The organism is Klebsiella sp. P1927, from assembly GCF_018204675.1.
GTDB lineage: Bacteria > Pseudomonadota > Gammaproteobacteria > Enterobacterales > Enterobacteriaceae > Klebsiella > Klebsiella pneumoniae.
Map to the genome: position 1 here is coordinate 3,540,387 of NZ_CP073377.1, position 14,068 is coordinate 3,554,454.

Annotated in this window: 14 protein-coding genes; 2 read left to right on the forward strand and 12 right to left on the reverse strand. The window is 58.3% G+C overall.

Going from position 1 to position 14,068, the window contains the following annotated elements; all coding sequences use genetic code 11:
* Window positions 1–2: 2 nt before the first annotated feature.
* The 3 genes from sdhA to sdhC are packed head-to-tail and all read right to left on the reverse strand — an operon-like array spanning window position 3 to window position 2,514.
* Window positions 3–1,769 (reverse strand): succinate dehydrogenase flavoprotein subunit, encoded by a 1,767-nt coding sequence (gene sdhA / locus KB892_RS17985; RefSeq protein ID WP_002894951.1) that lies wholly within the window; start codon window positions 1,767–1,769, stop codon window positions 3–5.
* The gene (gene sdhD, locus KB892_RS17990; protein WP_002894949.1) at window positions 1,769–2,116 is read right to left on the reverse strand and encodes a succinate dehydrogenase membrane anchor subunit; all 348 of its coding nucleotides are present in this window, start codon (window positions 2,114–2,116) and stop codon (window positions 1,769–1,771) included. Before sdhD ends, sdhA begins: the two co-directional genes overlap by 1 nt.
* Entirely contained in the window at window positions 2,110–2,514 is a 405-nt protein-coding gene (gene sdhC, locus KB892_RS17995) for a succinate dehydrogenase cytochrome b556 subunit (RefSeq protein ID WP_004142216.1), read from the reverse strand. The genes sdhD and sdhC overlap by 7 nt, the downstream gene beginning before the upstream one ends.
* A gap of 640 nt (window positions 2,515–3,154) precedes the next feature.
* On the opposite strand from sdhC, the gene gltA reads away from it, so the two are divergent.
* Window positions 3,155–4,438 (forward strand): citrate synthase, encoded by a 1,284-nt coding sequence (gene gltA / locus KB892_RS18000; RefSeq protein WP_002894943.1) that lies wholly within the window; start codon window positions 3,155–3,157, stop codon window positions 4,436–4,438.
* Between the two features lie 90 nt (window positions 4,439–4,528).
* On the opposite strand, the gene nei is transcribed toward gltA, so the two are convergent.
* The 8 genes from nei to KB892_RS18040 all read right to left on the reverse strand — a co-directional run bounded on the left by nei (window position 4,529) and on the right by KB892_RS18040 (window position 10,862).
* A complete protein-coding gene (gene nei, locus KB892_RS18005; protein WP_002894935.1) occupies window positions 4,529–5,320 on the reverse strand; it encodes an endonuclease VIII in 792 nt (263 codons plus the stop codon).
* Between the two features lie 15 nt (window positions 5,321–5,335).
* A complete protein-coding gene (gene pcp, locus KB892_RS18010; RefSeq protein ID WP_002894932.1) occupies window positions 5,336–5,980 on the reverse strand; it encodes a pyroglutamyl-peptidase I in 645 nt (214 codons plus the stop codon).
* A gap of 9 nt (window positions 5,981–5,989) precedes the next feature.
* Window positions 5,990–6,985 carry a DUF979 domain-containing protein gene (locus tag KB892_RS18015; protein ID WP_004152224.1) on the reverse strand — a complete coding sequence of 332 codons (996 nt, stop codon included), beginning with the start codon at window positions 6,983–6,985 and terminating at the stop codon, window positions 5,990–5,992.
* Window positions 6,982–7,707 (reverse strand): DUF969 domain-containing protein, encoded by a 726-nt coding sequence (locus KB892_RS18020; protein ID WP_002894928.1) that lies wholly within the window; start codon window positions 7,705–7,707, stop codon window positions 6,982–6,984. Before KB892_RS18020 ends, KB892_RS18015 begins: the two co-directional genes overlap by 4 nt.
* A gap of 81 nt (window positions 7,708–7,788) precedes the next feature.
* Window positions 7,789–8,532, reverse strand: coding sequence for a 5-oxoprolinase subunit PxpA (gene pxpA, locus KB892_RS18025; protein ID WP_002894926.1), 744 nt, complete (start codon window positions 8,530–8,532; stop codon window positions 7,789–7,791).
* Window positions 8,522–9,454 carry a 5-oxoprolinase subunit PxpC gene (gene pxpC, locus KB892_RS18030; RefSeq protein ID WP_002894923.1) on the reverse strand — a complete coding sequence of 311 codons (933 nt, stop codon included), beginning with the start codon at window positions 9,452–9,454 and terminating at the stop codon, window positions 8,522–8,524. Before pxpC ends, pxpA begins: the two co-directional genes overlap by 11 nt.
* Window positions 9,448–10,104 (reverse strand): 5-oxoprolinase subunit PxpB, encoded by a 657-nt coding sequence (gene pxpB, locus KB892_RS18035; RefSeq protein WP_002894921.1) that lies wholly within the window; start codon window positions 10,102–10,104, stop codon window positions 9,448–9,450. The genes pxpC and pxpB overlap by 7 nt, the downstream gene beginning before the upstream one ends.
* A 14-nt stretch (window positions 10,105–10,118) precedes the next feature.
* Window positions 10,119–10,862, reverse strand: coding sequence for a type 2 GTP cyclohydrolase I (locus tag KB892_RS18040; RefSeq protein WP_002894919.1), 744 nt, complete (start codon window positions 10,860–10,862; stop codon window positions 10,119–10,121).
* A gap of 267 nt (window positions 10,863–11,129) precedes the next feature.
* On the opposite strand from KB892_RS18040, the gene dtpD reads away from it, so the two are divergent.
* Window positions 11,130–12,608, forward strand: a complete 1,479-nt coding sequence (gene dtpD / locus KB892_RS18045; RefSeq protein WP_004199663.1) for a dipeptide permease DtpD — start codon at window positions 11,130–11,132, stop codon at window positions 12,606–12,608.
* Here the strand turns inward: dtpD and phrB are convergent.
* Window positions 12,580–14,022, reverse strand: a complete 1,443-nt coding sequence (gene phrB / locus KB892_RS18050; RefSeq protein ID WP_004152225.1) for a deoxyribodipyrimidine photo-lyase — start codon at window positions 14,020–14,022, stop codon at window positions 12,580–12,582. The genes dtpD and phrB overlap by 29 nt on opposite strands.
* Window positions 14,023–14,068: the final 46 nt, after the last annotated feature.

Genomic DNA, 14,068 nt, shown 5'->3' on the forward strand with positions numbered 1-14,068 from the left:
CATTAGTAAGTACGAATCTTCGGCGGGAATGCCGGACGCAGTTTCGGTTCCATATTGACGCTACGACGCGTCATGGATTCCGACTCTGGCAGGTACAGGGAATGGCACAGCCAGTTTTCATCATCACGATCCGGGAAGTCGAAGCGGCTGTGGGCGCCACGGCTCTCGGTACGGAAGTTAGCGGATACGGCGGTCGCGTAGGCGGTTTCCATCAGGTTATCCAGCTCCAGGCACTCAACGCGCTGGGTGTTGAACTCGCTGGAGGTATCGTCGATACGGGCGTTTTTCAGGCGCTCGCGGATCACTTTCAGTTGCTCCAGACCTTTGTGCATCGCATCGCCTTCGCGGAACACCGAGAAGTTATGCTGCATACATTCCTGCAGCGCTTTACGAATCGCCACCGGATCTTCACCAGAGCGGGTGTTGTTCCAGCGGTTGAGGCGATCCAGCGAGCCTTCGATATCGGATTCGCTGGCGTCGCGCAGCGTGCCCTGCTCGGCAATGGATTCCTGCAGATGCAGGCCCGCCGCGCGGCCGAAGACCACCAGGTCGAGCAGCGAGTTGCCGCCCAGACGGTTGGCGCCGTGGACCGATACGCAGGCGATTTCGCCTACCGCGAACAGGCCCGGGATCACCACGTCTTCGCCCTTCTCATTCACGGTCAACGCCTGGCCGGTGACTTTGGTCGGGATACCGCCCATCATGTAGTGACAGGTTGGGATAACCGGGATCGGCTCTTTCACCGGATCGACGTGGGCAAAGGTACGGGAAAGTTCAAGGATACCCGGCAGACGAGATTCCAGAACCTCTTTACCGAGGTGATCCAGTTTCAGTTTCGCGTGCGGGCCCCACGGACCGTCGCAACCGCGGCCTTCGCGGATTTCGATCATGATGGAACGCGCCACCACGTCACGGCCCGCCAGGTCTTTAGCGTTCGGGGCATAACGCTCCATAAAGCGTTCGCCGTGTTTGTTCAGCAGGTAACCGCCTTCGCCGCGGCAACCTTCGGTAACCAGAACCCCAGCCCCGGCGATACCGGTCGGGTGGAACTGCCACATTTCCATATCCTGCACCGGCACGCCGGCGCGGATGGCCATCCCGACGCCGTCACCCGTATTGATGTGGGCGTTGGTGGTGGACTGATAGATACGGCCTGCGCCGCCGGTCGCCAGCACGGTGGCGCGGGCTTTAAAGTAGACCACTTCGCCGGTCTCGATGCACAGGGCGGTACAACCGACTACCGCGCCGTCCTGGTTTTTCACCAGATCGAGGGCGTACCATTCGGAGAAGATAGTGGTGTGGTTTTTCAGGTTCTGCTGATACAGAGTGTGCAGCAGGGCGTGACCGGTACGGTCAGCCGCCGCCGCGGTACGCGCCGCCTGTTCGCCGCCGAAGTTCTTCGACTGGCCGCCAAACGGGCGCTGATAAATACGGCCATCGTCAAGACGAGAGAACGGCAGTCCCATGTGCTCCAGCTCAAGAATCGCTTCCGGGCCGGTCTTACACATGTATTCGATGGCGTCCTGGTCGCCGATATAGTCCGACCCTTTTACGGTGTCGTACATATGCCATTCCCAGTTATCTTCATGGGAGTTACCGAGCGCGACGGTGATGCCACCCTGCGCGGATACGGTATGGGAACGGGTAGGGAACACTTTGGAGAGCAGTGCACAAGTCTGTCCGCTCTGGGAAATTTGCAGCGCCGCGCGCATACCTGCGCCGCCGGCACCGATGACAACAGCATCAAACTCTCTGACTGGCAATTTCATTACACACCCCACACCACAACAAATCCATAAAGAACGTAAGCCACCAGCGCCACAACGATAGCCAGTTGCAGAACCAGGCGCAGAGCCAGTGGTTTAACGTAGTCTGTTAACACCTGCCACATCCCGATCCAGGCATGGATGAGAATGGAAACGAGAGCCAGCAGAGTGAAGACTTTAGTGAAGCCGGAGGCAAAGAATCCGGTCCACACTTCCCATGAGATTTCACCGGTGGTGGCGAAGAAGCCAACCATGTAGATGATGTAGAGGGTCAGAACGATGGCGGTAGCACGGACCAGGATAAAGTCATGTACGCCGTTGCGTCCCAGTGCTGAGGCGTTGCTTACCATACGAGGACTCCTGCGAGAAGTGAAAGCACGACAGTAATAACAAAAGAAATTTTGGCGGAACGTTTCCCTGCTTCGAGGGTTTCGTCAAGGTAGCCAAAGTCCATCATCAGATGGCGAATACCGACAACGACGTGATAGGCCAGCGCGGTGAGAATGCCCCACATGATGAACTTCACAAAGAAGCTATCCATGATGGAGGCCGCCGTCAGAAAACCTTCTGGGGAGGAAAGGCTGGTGCCCAGCAGCCAAAGCAGAATTCCGACCGCCACGAAGGTGATGACACCGGAAACGCGATGGAGAATGGACGCTATCGCCGTGATTGGGAACCGTATCGTTTGTAGATCCAGATTGACAGGTCTTTGTTTTTTCACATTTCTTACCATGAATAACGCCCACATGCTGTTCTTATTGTTTCCTTCCTCCGGTCTGCTTGCGGGTCAGACAGCGTCCTTTCTATAACCAGAAGTCATGTTAAAACGTCTTTTCAGGCATTAAAACATCACTAAACAACGCTGGGTGGCTCGGGATTGCAGGGTGTTCCGGAGACCTGGCCGCAGTATAGGCCGTTCACAAAATCATTACAATTAACCTACATATAGTTTGTTGGGTTTTCTCCGGAACAGTGATCAAGGTCACGATACCAACATTTTTTTAATTTTTAATCACCTGATTTGACAAATATTAAACATTCTTGTTACAACCATTACCAGTTAAATGCAATAATGCTCAAAAGTTATGGGGTCACTCTTTCACCTGAGAATAAGTTATGTAACAGTGTGTCAGTATTGACCGATGTAATCAGGACAGTTATTAGTGGTATATAGGTTTTAATATTCGGACTGCTAAAACGCTGATTTGCTGTTGTTTCACCGCAGCCCTGAAGGACGTGCCATCAAGCGCCGTTGCTCTGTACCCTGCCCTTTTCGCTGACGCAGAGCTGTGTGCAACATAACAAACTGGTAACGTATGCAGGCGCGGGCCGAAAGCAAATCCACCACCCGGCAGTCTTAAGCAATAAAGGCGCTAAGGAGACCATAAATGTCTGATGCTAAAGCAAAAATCACCCTGGGTGGTGACACTGCTATTGAACTGGATGTGCTAAAAGGCACGCTCGGTCAGGATGTTATTGATATTCGTAGTCTTGGTTCAAAAGGCGTATTTACCTTTGACCCAGGTTTCACATCAACGGCTTCTTGTGAATCTAAAATTACGTTTATCGATGGTGACGAGGGGATCCTGCTGCACCGCGGCTTCCCGATCGACCAGTTAGCGACCGAATCTAATTATCTTGAAGTCTGTTATATCCTGCTGTACGGCGAAAAGCCGACCCAGGCCGAATATGACGAATTCAAAACTACCGTCACCCGCCACACCATGATTCATGAGCAGATCACCCGTCTGTTCCACGCGTTCCGTCGCGATTCCCACCCGATGGCGGTGATGTGCGGGATCACCGGCGCGCTGGCGGCGTTCTATCATGATTCCCTCGACGTGAATAACCCGCGTCACCGCGAGATTGCCGCCTACCGTCTGCTGTCCAAAATGCCAACCATGGCAGCCATGTGTTACAAGTATTCTATCGGCCAGCCGTTTGTTTATCCGCGCAACGACCTCTCCTACGCCGGCAACTTCCTGCGCATGATGTTTGCGACACCGTGCGAAGAGTATGAAGTCAATCCGGTGCTGGAGCGCGCGATGGATCGTATTCTGATCCTGCACGCCGATCACGAGCAGAACGCGTCGACCTCCACGGTACGTACCGCAGGCTCCTCCGGCGCTAACCCGTTCGCCTGTATCGCTGCGGGCATCGCCTCCCTGTGGGGACCGGCACACGGTGGCGCCAACGAAGCGGCGCTGAAAATGCTGGAAGAGATCAGCTCCGTTGAGCACATTCCGGAATTTGTTCGTCGTGCGAAAGACAAGAATGACTCTTTCCGCCTGATGGGCTTCGGCCATCGTGTTTACAAAAACTACGATCCGCGCGCCACCGTGATGCGTGAAACCTGCCATGAAGTGCTGAAAGAGCTGGGCACCAAAGACGACCTGCTGCAGGTGGCCATGGAGCTGGAGCATATCGCGCTGAACGACCCGTACTTCATCGAGAAGAAACTGTATCCGAACGTCGACTTCTACTCCGGTATCATCCTGAAAGCGATGGGTATTCCGTCCTCCATGTTTACCGTTATCTTCGCCATGGCGCGTACCGTGGGCTGGATTGCGCACTGGAACGAAATGCACAGCGATGGCATGAAGATCGCCCGTCCGCGTCAGCTGTATACCGGCTACGCCAAACGCGATTTCCAGTCCGACATTAAGCGTTAATCTCACTGTCCGGATCATAAAAAACGCGCCTGCTGGCGCGTTTTTTATGCCTGATAACGCGCTTCATGCTGAAATCGCCCGCCAGCCGGCTTAATGCTGGCATCCTGGACACCAGTAAAATGGCCGCGAGGAGAGCGTCGTCTTCTCAATGATTCCCCCACAGCGTTCGCACCTTTCCCCATCGCGATGGAAGACCTTAAAGCGAAACAGCGCGCCATGATGCTTGTTGTCATCCACCAGACCGCGAGTACGATAGGACAGCCGCGGGATATCGAGCAGCGCGTGCGCCAGCGCATCCAGCTGACTGTCGCTCAGTTCAGCGGCTTTACGCTTACCGCTTAATCCCACCTGCCAGAGAATTTCCACCCGCAGATAGTTTCCGAGCCCGGCAAGAAAAGCCTGATCCAGAAGCAGGCCGGAAAACTGACGATTGCGGAATTTGGCCGACAGCAGCCGCGCTTTCACCTGCTCCGCGGTTAACGTCATGTCCAGCACGTCCGGTCCGACGCGCAGCAAGAACGGATGGTTGGCAACCTGCTCCGCCGTGAGGATATCAATGTCCGACGCGCTGTAGAGCAAAATCGCCTTGCTGGCGGTCTGCAGCCTGACACGCAGTACGCGGTTCGATTGCGGCTCAACGCCGGCATCCACCACCCGCCAGACGCCGTACAGCTGGTTATGGCTATACAGGGTCAATCCGCCGGAGAAGTGGGTTAACAGGGCCTTGCCGCGGGTGGCGATATGGGTCACCCGCTGACCAATTAGCTGAGTTTGATAGGGTTGCAACTGAGGAAAGGCGAACCAAACGTTGGTTAAGGGTTCGCCTTTTATTGCCGCCTCCAGTTTATCCGCCGCACGGCGGATCTCCGGACCTTCCGGCATACTGTCATCCTTCTGTTAATGGGTGGCGCCGCCGCCAATTTTGACATCGTCATTCTGTTCAAGGGCGACGGCAATCGCCGTTTCCAGCGCCGCGCGTACCGTCGCGACCGACATACTCGCCTGCCCCGGGTGGGCCGCCGCCTGTTCAGGCAGATAAGGAATATGGATAAAACCTCCCTTCTGCCCGCTTTTTCCCTGCAACTGATGCAGCAAACCATACATCACGTGATTGCAGACGAAGGTGCCCGCGGTTTGCGACACCGAGGCCGGGATCCCCTGCTGGCGCAACGCGCTAACGATCGCTTTGATCGGCAGCGTACTGAAGCAGGCCGCAGGGCCATTAGCGACGATCGGCTCATCGATCGGTTGCTGGCCTTTATTGTCGGGGATCCGCGCATCATCGACATTGATCGCTACACGTTCGACGGTAATATCGACACGGCCGCCGGCCTGTCCGACGGCAATCGTCAGCCGCGGTTGATAGGTTTCCAGCGCCGCCTTCAGCACCGTCAGCGCTTCGCCGAATACGCAGGGTAACTGTTTAGCCACCACCTGCTGTCCGCGAATAATCATGCCATCCAGCTGCTTAACCACTTCCCATGAAGGGTTAACCGTTTCGCCGCCGAACGGCTCAAAACCGGTAATCAATACGCCAGCCATCATCCCTCCTTACAGGAACATCAGGAAATAGAGTAAGAATACATTGACGATAAGCAGCAGGATACCGGTCGGTATCTGGGCTTTAATCACCGCATTTTTATCCGGCAGTTCCAGCAGCGCCGCCGGGACAATATTGAAGTTCGCCGCCATCGGCGTCATCAGCGTGCCGCAGTAGCCGGAAAACATACCAATCGCCGCCATTACCGCCGGATTGCCGCCGTGCTGCAGGACTAAAATCGGAATGCCAACTCCGGCGGTCACAATCGGGAAAGCGGCAAAGGCGTTGCCCATCACCATTGTCAGCACCGCCATGCCGATGGCATACACAGCCACGGCGATAAAGCGGTTATCGACCGCCAGATAGTGCTCGGTCAGCCATGAAATGCTGGTTCCGACGCCCGCTGCGGTAAACAGCAGCCCCAGCACCGCGAGGATTTGCGGCAGGATAAAGGCCCAGCCGACGGAATCAAGCAAACGGCGCGCTTCCTGCATTGGCTGCGCCACCGTTTCATGCGTCATACGAATCGCCATCGCCAGGCCAATCAGCGTACCGACAGTCATCGAGAACAGAGTAATCAGCGTCGCGTGGTTGCCCGGCCCGAAGAGCGCCACCTGCCATGAGGGCAGATTGTTAAACAGCAGTACGCCAATGACGGTGACGACCGGAATCGCCAGCGCCGGAAAGAAAAGTTTGTTGCCGAGGCGTTTCGCGCTGGCGGTTTTCTCTTCCTGGCTACGCTGATGGTAGCTGCCGAGGCGCACGCCGCCAAAACCGGCGATCAGCGCCAGGACGACCACCACCCCGCCGACAGCGATATTCACCTTACGCTTATCGCCCACCAGTTGATATGTCCAGTCGCCGAGCAAGAACACCAGCCCGTACAGGCCCCAGAACAGACCGGTTGTCAGACGTCGCGGATTGCTTTTGTCGCGCCAGGACATGATAGCCACGACCAGCAGTACCGCGCCGGCCAGCCAGTATAAATAGGTTTGCTGGAAATTCATGCCGCACCGCCTTTCGCCTGTCCGGCGTTTATCCGGTCCAGCTCGCGCTGGAGATGGCGATCGAGTCGCCACAGGCGCGCGGCGTGGATCAGAAAGGCGCAGATCGCCGTCGGGATCCCCCACAGGGCAATATGCAACGGTTCTGTCTGGATCCCACCCGACTCCAGCATAAAGTTGTGCATGAAGATGATCGCGCCGAAGGCGACAAAAATATCTTCGCCGAAGAACAGCCCGACGTTATCGGTCGCCGCCGACATCGCGCGCAGGCGGTAGCGTACATTGCCCGGCAGCGGGCCAAAGCGCTTTTCCGCCGCCCCCTCCGCCATCGGCGCCAGCAGCGGGCGCACCATTTGCGGATGTCCGCCGAGGCTGGTCAACCCCAGAGCGGCGGTGGCTTCGCGCACAAACAGATAGACGATCAGCAGACGTCCGGCGGTCGCGCTATGGATCTTCGCGATCCACGCCTGCGCCCGCTCTTTCAGACCATGGCGCTCCAGCAGCCCGATCACCGCCAGCGGCAGCAGCAGAATAAACGGCAGATTACGGGTATTCAGGAAGCCCTCGCCCAGTTTCTCCAGAATAGTGGCTATTGGCATATGCGCCGCCACGCCGGTGACGATCCCGGAGATAATCACCACCAGCACCGGGTTAAAGCGTAATACAAAACCGACCACAATCACGGCAATGCCGATTAGCGGCCAGAGGGATATCGCCTCTTGCATAATAACGTCCTGTTCAGTTGTGAGTATTGTGAGTGTTGTTAATTATTTGATTTAATTATTATTAATAACTTAGGCGGACTATTACTCGAGGTCCGCGCTGACGTCGATATTCCGCCCGGCAAACGCGGCGCGCAAGCGTCGGGCGAAATCGAGCGCGTGAGCGCCATCGCCATGCAGGCAGACCGTTTCCGCCTTTACATGCGCCCATTCGCCGCTCAGGCTGCGCACCCGGTTGTGCTGCACCATTTCCAGCGTTTGCGCCAGCGCCTGCTCTTCGCTCTCAATCAGCGCGCCCGGTTGGCTACGCGGCACCAGGCTGCCGTCGGCCAGATAGCCGCGATCGGCGAAGACTTCCTGGCGCGTCGTCAACTGATAATGCTGTCCGGCGCGGATAAGCTCGCTGCCCGCCAGCCCAACCAGCACCAGGTCGGCGTCGGCATCGCGCACCGCACGGGCGATAGCGTCGGCCAAAGGCGGCTCTTTCGCCGCCTGGTTGTACAACATGCCATGCGGTTTGACGTGCCGCAGCTCGCCCCCCTGGGCGTGTACGATTGCCGCCAGCGCGCCAATTTGGTACAGCACCTGGGCGTAGACCGTCTCTGGCGGTAACTGCATCGCGGTTCGACCGAAATTTTCCCGGTCCGGGAAGCTCGGGTGTGCGCCGATAGCGACGCCGTTTTTCAGCGCCTCGCGCACGCATTGCTGCATGAGAACCGCATCGCCGGCGTGAAAGCCGCAGGCGATATTGGCGGAAGAGACCAGCTGCAGCAGCGCGCTATCGCTGGCGCAGCCTTCGCCGAGGTCGGCATTTAAATCAATTTTCATCGCTTAATCTCCAGGCCAGTTGTTCAAGGTAGCGCTGCTGGTCGGCGCGCGCTTTTAGCGCTTCCTCCAGCGAACAGGGGACGAAATGGATCGGCTGACCTAGCGGAATTTGCGCCAGTTGGTACATATCGGCTTCAATAATGCAGGCTATACGCGGATAGCCGCCGGTGGTTTGCGCATCGTTCATCAACACAATCGGCTGGCCGTTATGCGGTACCTGTACCACGCCGGGCAGCAGGCCATGAGAGAGCATTTCCCGGTCGGTTGTGCGCCTGAGCGGCTGCCCCTGCAGGCGGTAGCCCATACGGTTGCTTTGCGGACTCAGCTTCCACGGCGAGCGCCAGAAAGACTCCTGCGACACGCTGTCGAATTCGTGATACTCCGGCCCCGGCAGCGCGCGAATAATATTGCCTATCGGCAGCTGTTTAACGCCGCGCGAGGCGCTAAAGCGGCGGGACGATTTCCCAATCTTCACTTGATCGCCATCCTGCAACCGGCGCCCTTCGATTCCGCCGATACCGACTTTCAGATCGGTAGAGCGGGAACCTAAAACTTCAGGGACATCAATACCGCCCGCGACCGCCAGATAGCTGCGGATCCCATGCTGAGGATTTTTCAGCACCAGCCGCTGCCCGGCCTTCGCCTCCATTCGCCAGCCCAACCAGACCGGCGCGCCGTCGAGCGTCGCTTCACAGGCGGCGCCGGTCAACGCGAACCAGCAGTGGCGGGTAAACTGCACATCGACCTGACCCAGCGTAATTTCCAGCGCCGCCGCCTCCGGCGCATTGCCCACCAGCAGATTGGCAATGGTCATCGCCGGTTTATCCAGCGCGCCGCAGCGGCTAATCCCCCACTGGCGCTGGCCTTCCCGGCCGCCATCCTGTACCGAGGTATACATGCCGGCGCGGATAAATTTCAACATACCCCCTCCTTCTGCGGCACAAAGCGCACGCGATCGCCGGAACGCAGCAGCACCGGCTCTTCACGTTTTGGATCGAATAATGCCAGCGGCGTGCGCCCCAGCAGCTGCCAGCCGCCCGGCGTCGCCAGCGGATAAATACCGGTTTGCGATCCGCCGATGCCGACGGATCCCGCCGGTACCAGTACGCGCGGCTCGGCGCGACGCGGCATCGCCAGCTGCTCCGGCAGGCCGCCAAAGTACGGAAACCCCGGCTGGAAACCCAGAAACCACACCATGTACTCCACCGAAGAGTGCAGTTCAACCACCTGCTTTTCGCTCAACCCGCTATGGCGCGCGACGTCGCCAAGATCTGGTCCCGCCTCGCCGCCGTAGATAACCGGGATACTTATCTCACGGTATTCCGGCTCCAGCGCATCGCTCTCTTCCCACCAGCGCTGCAGCTTGTCAATCGCCTCCCACGCCATCTCCTGCGGACGACGCAGCACAACGGTGATGTTGTTCATCCCCGGGATCACTTCAACCACCTCTTCGCGATCGGTCAACCGCTGCGTCAGTCCCCAGATACGTTTTTGGCTCTCCAGGGTCACCGGAGGCTCAAGCTCCAGGACCACCGCCGTTTCACCTAACAGATAACAACGCGCTCGCTGCACTTTCTTCTCTCCCGTCAGGCAGGGTTAGGAATATCAATAAAGGTAACATCCAGATCGGTCGTTTCCGTCAGCCATTCGCTGAGGGCGCGAATGCCGCCACGCTCGGTGGCGTGGTGGCCGGCGGCATAAAAATGCAGGCCCTGCTCGCGGGCAGAGTGAATAGTTTGTTCCGACACTTCGCCGGTGATAAAGGCGTCCACGCCAAAGCGCGCCGCGGCGTCGATAAAGCTCTGGCCGCCGCCGGTACACCAGGCGACGCGGCTGACGGTGTCCGGCCCGGTATCGCCGCACCACAGCGGCTTGCGCCCCAGCCGCGCTTCGATCCACGAGGCCAGTTCGAGGCCGGAAACCGGCATCGACAGCTCGCCCCACGGCACCAGCGGTTCGATTTCGCCGAGCACGTTAATCCCCAGCAGATGCGCCAGCTGCGCGTTATTGCCCAGCTCCGGATGGGCATCCAGCGGCAGGTGCCAACCGTAGAGATTGATATCGTTGGCCAGCAGGGTTTTCAGGCGACGGCGCTTCATGCCGCGGATCACTGGCAATTCGTTTTTCCAGAAATAGCCGTGATGAACAATCACCGCATCCGCCTGCAGACGGACGGCCTCATCCAGCAGCGCCTGGCAGGCCGTCACTCCGGTGACGATCTTGTGCACCGTTTCGCGTCCTTCCACCTGCAGACCGTTAGGGGCGAAGTCACTGATGGCCGCACTATTGAGCTTGTCGTTAATCAGTTGTTCCAGTTCGCTATTTTTCATCGCCACTCCAGCAGATAATCAGGTTATACAAAGGCATAACATAACCATATCCATTCGGGTCGTCGATAGTCCGCTACCGTCACTGACCATGACTTTTTAACGAATCCCGCAATTTGTCTATTCATCCCGCCGCGCATTAGTGTATATTTATGCACTAATAAAGCATATTAAATAATCAGAAAGCCCCTCAAGCCATGAATATGACTGATAAATCGCTATTCATGCAGAACGATCGACTTTCGCTTTACGCCAGGAAACACACGTCATATGCAGACAACATCATCGCAGCCGCGGGCGATCTACTACGTCGTGGCGCTGCAAATCTGGGAGTACTTTAGCTTTTACGGCATGCGCGCCCTGCTGATCCTCTATCTCACCAATCAGCTCAAATATGACGATAACCATGCCTACGCCCTGTTCAGCGCCTACTGTTCGCTGGTCTATGTGACGCCGATCCTCGGCGGCTATCTGGCCGATAAGCTGTTAGGCAACCGGATGGCGGTCATGCTCGGCGCGCTGCTGATGGCCATTGGCCATCTGGTGCTCGGGGCCAGCGAAACCGCTCCGCTTTTCCTGTACCTGTCGCTGGCGATCATCGTCTGCGGCTACGGGTTGTTTAAATCCAACGTCAGCTGTCTGCTGGGCGAGCTGTACGAACCCGCCGATCCGCGTCGCGATGGCGGCTTTTCGCTGATGTATGCCGCCGGCAATATCGGCTCGATTATCGCGCCGATCGCCTGCGGCTACGTACAGGAGGAGTATAGCTGGGCGATGGGCTTTGCCCTGGCGGCCATCGGCATGGTCGCGGGGCTGGTGATTTTCCTCTGCGGCAACCGTCATTTCCAGCATACCGCTGGCGTCAACCGCCAGGCGCTGTGCGCGCGCCGCTTCCTGCTGCCAAACTGGGGCTGGCTGCTGGTGTTGCTGGTTACCGCCCCGCTGCTGATTGCGGTACTGTTCTGGCAGGAGTGGTCGGTGTATGCCCTGATCGTGGCCACGGCCATTGGCCTCGCGGTACTGGCGCGGATCTACCTGCGCGCCGAAACCGATAAACAGCGCAAGGATCTGCGCCTGATCGTCGTCCTGACCGCCTTCAGCCTGCTGTTCTGGGCCTTCGCCCAACAGGGCGGGAGCTCCATCAGCCTGTATATTGACCGCTTCGTTAACCGCCATATCATGAGCTACGAAGTCCCTACCGCTATGTTCCAGTCAATCAACGCCTTCGCGGTGATGCTCTGCGGGATGGTGCTGGCGTGGCTGGTGAAAGAGAGCGTGAACGGCAATCGCACCGTGCGCATCTGGGGGAAATTTGCCCTCGGTCTGGGCCTGATGAGCGCCGGGTTCTGCATTTTGACCCTCAGCGCCCGCTGGTCGGCGGCCTATGGTCAGTCGTCCATGCCGCTGATGGTGCTGGGTCTGGCGGTGATGGGCTTTGCCGAACTGTTTATCGACCCGGTCGCGATGTCGCAGATCACCCGCATTGAGATCCCGGGTGTCACTGGGGTGCTGACCGGTATTTATATGCTGCTCTCAGGGGCCATCGCCAACTATCTGGCCGGCGTTATCGCCGACCAGACCTCGCAGGCGTCATTCGACGCCGCCGGAGCGGTGAACTACTCCATTGACGCCTACATTACCGTCTTCAGCCAGATCACCTGGGGCGCGCTGGCCTGCGTCGGCGTGGTGCTGGTCATCTGGCTGTATCATTCGCTGAAAGTCAGGACCCGCCGTCTGGCGGTGGAGTAATTCCTTTTCTGGCGGCCTCCCAGGCCGCCAGCGTCTCCTGCCGCGCCTGCTTGTGATCAACTATCGGGCGCGAATAATCCAGCGTGATCCCTTGTTTATCCGCCCACGCCCACGGCTGATGCAGGGCCTTCTCCGGCACCTTTGCCAGCTCCGGCAGCCAGCGACGTATAAACACCCCCTGTTTATCAAACTTTTCGCCCTGGGTGGTGGGATTAAATATGCGGAAATAGGGCGCGGCGTCGGTGCCCGTTGAAGCCGCCCACTGCCAGCCGCCGTTATTCGCCGCCAGGTCGCCATCAATCAGCTGGCTCATGAAATAGCGCTCGCCCGCCCGCCAGTCGAGGCGCAAATCTTTGGTCAGGAAGCTGGCTACAATCATGCGCAACCGGTTATGCATCCAGCCGGTGGCGTTAAGCTGGCGCATGGCGGCATCAACAATCGGAAAACCGGTCTCCCCGCGCTGCCAGGCCTGTAGGGAGGCCTCCTCTGCGCGCCAGGCGACCTTATCTGTCCAGGCAGTAAATGGCCGCCCTTTACAGAGCTTCGGATAGTAGACCATCAGATGGCGGTAAAACTCGCGCCAGATCAGCTCGTTAAGCCAGGTGGCGCCGGCTCCGCCGTCCAGCGCGGCGGGATGTTCCGTCAGCAGACGATGCAGGCACTGGCGGGGGGACAGCACGCCGATGGCCAGGCAGGGCGACAGGCGACTGGTCCCTTCCACGGCCGGGAAGTCGCGCTGCCCCTCGTAATCCGCCGCCGCTTGCTGACAAAACGCGCGCAGACGCGCCAGCGCCGTTTTTTCATCCGCGGCAAACAGCAGCCCGTCAAACGGCGTTTGCGGGTAGTTAAGCTCAGGCAGCGGCGGCGCCTGGCGGGCAGGCGCCTGGCGCGGCTTCGGGGCCGCCACGCACGCCGGCAGCCCGTCCCGCAGACGGCGAATAAACGCATTTTTAAACGGGGTGAAGACTTTATACATTTCGCCGCCACCGGTCAGTACGCTGCCGGGGGGCAACAGGACGCTGTCGTCAAAGCCCTGGCAAATCACGTCGCACAAGGTGTTCTCAACGGCGGCATCGCGCTGGCGTTCATTGAATTCGTACTGATAGTTGTAGAACAGGTGACTGACCTGATGCTGCTGGCAAAAATCGGCCAGCCGTTCGACGCTGGCGGTAAAATCGTCCGCCTCTTCTACCCACAGCGGTATGCCCCGTTCCGCCAGCGCGGCATGCAGACTCTGTAAATGGCTGGCGATAAAAGCGGCCTGCCGTGGCGCCAGGTGATGTTCACGCCACTGCCCCGGGGTGGCGATATACAGCGCCAGCACCTGCGCCTGCGGATCGCGGCAGGCGGCAGCCAGCGCCAGGTTATCGTGAATGCGTAAATCCGTGCGTAACCAGACCAGATGGGTGGCCATATCACTCCTTATTATCCGTCAGCAATACTCATCTTATGATCTAAGC

What these genes read in the sequence shown, in the direction of transcription:
- pxpC (WP_002894923.1), bottom strand. Translation starts at nt 9,454, where the DNA reads ATGTTGAAATTTATCCGCGCCGGCATGTATACCTCGGTACAGGATGGC.
- KB892_RS18040 (WP_002894919.1), bottom strand. Translation starts at nt 10,862, where the DNA reads ATGAAAAATAGCGAACTGGAACAACTGATTAACGACAAGCTCAATAGT.
- dtpD (WP_004199663.1), top strand. Translation starts at nt 11,130, where the DNA reads ATGCAGACAACATCATCGCAGCCGCGGGCGATCTACTACGTCGTGGCG.
- sdhC (WP_004142216.1), bottom strand. Translation starts at nt 2,514, where the DNA reads ATGTGGGCGTTATTCATGGTAAGAAATGTGAAAAAACAAAGACCTGTC.
- KB892_RS18020 (WP_002894928.1), bottom strand. Translation starts at nt 7,707, where the DNA reads ATGCAAGAGGCGATATCCCTCTGGCCGCTAATCGGCATTGCCGTGATT.
- phrB (WP_004152225.1), bottom strand. Translation starts at nt 14,022, where the DNA reads ATGGCCACCCATCTGGTCTGGTTACGCACGGATTTACGCATTCACGAT.
- nei (WP_002894935.1), bottom strand. Translation starts at nt 5,320, where the DNA reads ATGCCGGAAGGTCCGGAGATCCGCCGTGCGGCGGATAAACTGGAGGCG.
- pxpA (WP_002894926.1), bottom strand. Translation starts at nt 8,532, where the DNA reads ATGAAAATTGATTTAAATGCCGACCTCGGCGAAGGCTGCGCCAGCGAT.
- sdhD (WP_002894949.1), bottom strand. Translation starts at nt 2,116, where the DNA reads ATGGTAAGCAACGCCTCAGCACTGGGACGCAACGGCGTACATGACTTT.
- sdhA (WP_002894951.1), bottom strand. Translation starts at nt 1,769, where the DNA reads ATGAAATTGCCAGTCAGAGAGTTTGATGCTGTTGTCATCGGTGCCGGC.
- gltA (WP_002894943.1), top strand. Translation starts at nt 3,155, where the DNA reads ATGTCTGATGCTAAAGCAAAAATCACCCTGGGTGGTGACACTGCTATT.
- KB892_RS18015 (WP_004152224.1), bottom strand. Translation starts at nt 6,985, where the DNA reads ATGAATTTCCAGCAAACCTATTTATACTGGCTGGCCGGCGCGGTACTG.
- pcp (WP_002894932.1), bottom strand. Translation starts at nt 5,980, where the DNA reads ATGGCTGGCGTATTGATTACCGGTTTTGAGCCGTTCGGCGGCGAAACG.